5 protein-coding genes are annotated in these 4,666 nt (G+C 57.4%); all 5 read left to right on the top strand.

Translation table 11 applies throughout. From position 1 onward, the window contains the following. Window positions 1–226 (top strand): hypothetical protein (locus AC1DUU_RS23630; protein ID WP_476785817.1); only part of this gene is annotated, 226 nt, incomplete at its 5' end. A gap of 250 nt (window positions 227–476) precedes the next feature. Further along, window positions 477–920, top strand: coding sequence for a terminase small subunit (locus AC1DUU_RS23625; protein ID WP_476785816.1), 444 nt, complete (start codon window positions 477–479; stop codon window positions 918–920). After that, entirely contained in the window at window positions 917–2,341 is a 1,425-nt protein-coding gene (locus AC1DUU_RS23620) for a terminase large subunit domain-containing protein (RefSeq protein ID WP_476785815.1), read from the top strand. Before AC1DUU_RS23625 ends, AC1DUU_RS23620 begins: the two co-directional genes overlap by 4 nt. 156 nt (window positions 2,342–2,497) lie before the next feature. Then, window positions 2,498–3,118: a recombinase family protein gene (locus tag AC1DUU_RS23615; RefSeq protein ID WP_476785814.1), complete on the top strand. Its 621-nt coding sequence runs from the start codon at window positions 2,498–2,500 to the stop codon at window positions 3,116–3,118. Between the two features lie 431 nt (window positions 3,119–3,549). Continuing rightward, the coding region (locus tag AC1DUU_RS23610) for a hypothetical protein (RefSeq protein WP_476785813.1) at window positions 3,550–4,666 on the top strand (1,117 nt) is incomplete at its 3' end.

The following is a 4,666-nucleotide window of genomic DNA, read 5'->3' as shown; positions in this document are numbered from 1 at the left end:
ATACACGATCGAGCAACTGGGTTTCAACGATTGGAATGTGCCGGAAGATCGGAAGAAAGTTTGGCAAGGCTTGTCTTTGCTCGTCAAGATGGCAGGCGATGCGCCTCCCGCAGACGTAGCGGCCCATGTCAGGCGATACCTAGATCAGGACCAAGAGTATTCGCGCTTTTTTCGTTCGGCAATTGGCACTCACCGCGACAAGCAATGGATTGAAGCGCTTCTGTAATTGCGTCCAACGTCTGGACCATCAATACTCCTAGCATACGAGCGGCTACGTCGCCTTGATGCGATGGCTGCTTTCGGAGAAAGGAAACAATGGTCTCTATGGCCGACAATGGGGCGCAATGCAGACAAATGGATTTGTCCGGTCCGTGCAGCGCCTCAACCGACTCCAGTATCACGAGTCAAAACATACTTCATAAACATTGACCGGCCGCATTGGCTCATTTATCGAATTGTGGTATTAAAATACCACAATGCTGCTCAACGCCAGACAAGAAGCCTTCTGCAGGTGCCTCGTCGAGGGGGTGCCGGCTTCGCGCGCCTACGAGCAAGCCGGCTATGAYGCCCGGAACAACGCCGCGGAGGTCAATGCTTCGAGGCTGCTCAGGAACGCTAAGGTAGCTAAGCGCTTGAGAGAGTTGCAAGTGGATGCCGCGCATAAGGCTGCGGTTACGGCCGAAACGGTCGCCGCAGAACTCGACGCCGCCTACAAATTGGCCTTTGCTAACCGGCAAGCGGCTGCGTGTGTCGCGGCTTCGATGGGCAAGGCAAGGCTCTACGGCCTCATCGTCGACCGGCAGGAATTGCGAGCGGAAGTCGTACGCAAGCCTGCCGCTGATCCCAACGCCCCAACCGAAATGTCTCTCGCCGACTGGTCCCAGAAATACGGCGGGACCGTCATTGAGCACCAGCCATGAGTCCCAGTCAGCGGGTCGAGGTGATCAAACCTCAGAAGGGGCCGCAGACAGCCTTCGTTGAGTGCACTGGCGTCGACATCGTTTGCTACGGAGGCGCCAGGGGCGGTGGCAAGAGCTGGGCCATGGCGCTCGATTTCTGGCTGCATGCCGAACGTTACGGCGCCGACGCCAAGGGTCTGATGCTGCGGAAGACCCGAGAAGACCTGAAGGATTTTGTCGACCTCGCCTCTCGCATGTATGGGAATGCCGCCCGCTATATGGAAAAGGGCAACGTTTTTCGCTTCGAGAACGGTGCCAAGCTTTTTTGCGCCTACCTTGAAAACGAGCGAGACGCACAGGCCTATCAGGGCTGGAGCCTGACACGCGTTTATTTCGATGAGGCGACGCAATTGCAGAGCCTCGATCCCATCCTGGCTCTCTTGGCGACACTACGTTCGGCAAAAGGGGTCCGGGGACAGATGAAGATCACCTGTAACCCCGGCGGACCTTCACACAATGCGGTCAAGGAAATGTTCGTCGACAATGGACCGTACAACGTTGTACTTGACCACGAGACCGGCGTGACGCGCGTCTTCATCCCGGCGAAGGTTACCGACAATCCGGCTTTGCTTGCGGCTGACCCGCATTACGTCGATCGACTAAAAGCCGTCGGTTCGCCAGAGAGGGTTCGCGCTTGGCTGGAGGGCGACTGGGATGTTGTCGAAGGCAGCTATTTTCCAGAATTCTCAAGTGCCCGCCATGTCATTCCGCCGTTTCCGATCCCTAGTGGTTGGATCAAGTTCCGCAGCATGGACTGGGGCTCGGCAGCGCCGTTCGCCGTCCACTGGTGGGCGGTATGCCAGGAAGACACTCACCAGCATGACGGTCGCATAATCCCACGAGGCGCGCTCATCTGCTACCGCGAGTGGTATGGCGCATCGAAACCGAATGTCGGTCTCAAACTCACAGCGGACGAAGTCGCCAAGGGCATTGTTGAGCGCGAGACCCACGGCAGGCTGCGCGAACACATCGCCTACGGCATCGCCGATCCGGCCTGCTGGTCGGTCATCTCCGGCCCATCCATCGCCGAAACGTTGCTGCGCAACGGCGCAATATTCAAAAAAGCGGACAATCAACGGACTAGTCACGACAAACGCATGGGGGGCTGGACCGAGGTCCGTGCGCGGTTGAAAGGCAATACTGACGGTCATCCGATGATCGTGTTCATGGACCACTGCAAGGCCATAATTCGAACCTTGCCAATGCTCCAGCATGATCCGCACAACATTGAGGACGTCGACACCCATGGGGAAGACCATGCGGCCGACTCCACCCGCTATGCCGCGATGAGCAGACCTTATCTGGCGCGGCACCCTGTCGATCCCCATTCAAAGAGTCCATGGCTCGTCGCGAACGCCTTTCGCCTACGCGAGCTTCGCTAACCTCAAGTCCCAACTCTGACAATGAGAACTGTTCGGTTCATATTGGGTATACCTAAGTGAACCTATTGATTGGCCGGTTCAATAAAGCGAATTGACCACTTAAAAAAGACCAAATATATATGAACCACCTTAAATGAACTGAATCAGGGGTTCAGCATGTTCGTCCGTGCTTACCTTCGCGCTTCCACAAGTGATCAGGACGCCAACCGAGCCAGGACCGAGCTGGTCGACTTCGCCAAGGCGAAAGGCCTCAAGATTGCAGCTTTCTACGCCGAGAACGAAAGCGGCGCTTCGCTAGCGCGGCCTGAACTCGCGCGGCTGCTGTCGGACGCGCAGCCTGGCGATCTGCTGTTGATCGAACAGGTGGACCGCCTCTCACGCCTGGGTGCGGCCGATTGGGACACCCTGCGCGCCGATCTCAAGGCGAAGCGCATTCGCGTCGTCGCGCTGGACCTGCCAACATCCTGGCAGATGATCGGCAACGGCGATGAGTTCACCGAGCGCATGGCCGACGCGATCAACGGTATGATGCTCGACATGCTGGCTGCAATCGCGCGCAAGGACTACACCGATCGCCGCCGCCGCCAGGCGCAGGGCATCGCCAAGGCCAGAGTGGAAGGCCGCTATCGCGGCCGGCCGGCCAACGAAAAGCGCAATGCAGCAATCCTCGCCATGCTGGGCGAGGGCAAGACCTGGGCGACGATCATCGCCGCCACCGGCTGCTCACGCGCCACCCTGGCGAAGCTTGCAAAGCAGGGCGTTCAGGCTGTCGAGTGAAAAGCGGGCCTGTCGGGCCGCAAGGCCGGCTATAGACGCGCGCTTGCTGCAAAGCATCTGGTCCATCGTCGGGTTCACCAGGCTATCATCGGCAACGTGGCGCATGGGGATGGAAACTCGCTAATTATTAGACCTGTGCCACCGAGGAGAATACGCGCCCACCACGTCAGCCAGTAGCATTGAGGCAGGGGTTCTACGCTCTCTACTGACCAGAAGTTGTCGGCTGCGGATCTCCCTCCGCTCCCTTGTTGCCAGTTGGCTCTTCTTGCGGCATGCCAAGAAGGTTCGCAGGATCATTTGCTGGACTTGATGCTCCCAGTGGAATGAGAACTCTATTTGGGGGTGATTTTCGTCCAAACGGGGCCCTTTAACGATGAGGTCATCAAGATGCCTCCGGTTGATCGGAGGCATTTGCGTTTTGGATGTTGGTTGTGGAGGTGATCGAAAAAGATGCGCCGGCTGTCGCTGGTGCAGGAATTTCGATCAAGGCAATCTGCCGGGAGCTGAAGATCTCCCAGGCCGTGCCACCCAGGGCTGCAGAGAAGACTTGTACTGCAACGAATACTATGCATTCATTAAATGAAAGAGGGGACACTGTGAGCGATCTGGGCACACGTGTTGAGACGCTTGTTGTTCGCGGTGTCAACAGCACTCGGACAGCCATCGTTACGGGAGTCGCCACAGTAACGCTGTTCGGTGTGACAGCACTTATCGGTTTCCGAGGTCGTGCGCTACTTGGATTGATAGGCTCCCCGACGAACATGTCCAGCGTGTCGATCGGCCTCGCGGCTGCATGCTCACTTCTGACAGTTGTCGTGGCGCTCGCAATTTGGTTAACGCCGGCTGTTGCAAAGGGGCTGCGCGAGCTGCTTCTTGCTTACATATTTTCCAAGTATGTCGGTAGACGACCCTCAGCGAGTGAGATGAGCGTTGCCAATTTGGTTCGGACCCTTCGTGGCCAGTCATTCACTTATTCAACTGTCGGCGACATTGAGGCGAAGGCCAAGAAGCGTCCCGTTTGGCCATACTATCTTGGCGCGGTCTTAGTGCTGCAGGCCCTCGTTGGATGGGGCCTATTTGCCTGGCTGCTCGCCTACTATGACGGTACGAAGAATCTGGAAACCGACCAGCCCGAGGGCATAATCATCAACTGTGCTGAAACGGATCGTGAGTGCACCAAGCAGGCACTCAATGAACTTCTTCGTTTCGCCCAGCTGTCCCAATTCGTCATTGGAGCTACGGACGGCCTGGCAAGTGACACCAACGTCAAAGAACATCCACTAGCAGCGCTGGATAAGCTCGCGGACGTTCGCAACCGACTTTTCAGCCTGACCAACCACGAACAGTTTCTGGACGCAGATATAGCCTTCGTGGCGTCTGCGGCGAACGCGTTGCAAAAGGAAGCCGGCCAGCATGCAAGCGCACTGCTCGCGCCGCAGCGCGACGTCAATGCCGCTGCAAGGCCGCTTCCTGAGGTCATTCCGGCGGTAGCGGACCAGATTGTCAACAAAGGCATCGCCGCCAAGCTGGAAAGAATCAATGCTATCA

This window comes from Aminobacter sp. P4_H6_2 (genome assembly GCF_056400805.1).
This window is presented reverse-complemented; position numbering and strand designations above follow the sequence as displayed.

Bases quoted from the DNA above. Each gene is read 5' to 3' on its own strand.
- AC1DUU_RS23620 (WP_476785815.1), top strand. From the start codon at position 917: ATGAGTCCCAGTCAGCGGGTCGAGGTGATCAAACCTCAGAAGGGGCCG.
- AC1DUU_RS23615 (WP_476785814.1), top strand. From the start codon at position 2,498: ATGTTCGTCCGTGCTTACCTTCGCGCTTCCACAAGTGATCAGGACGCC.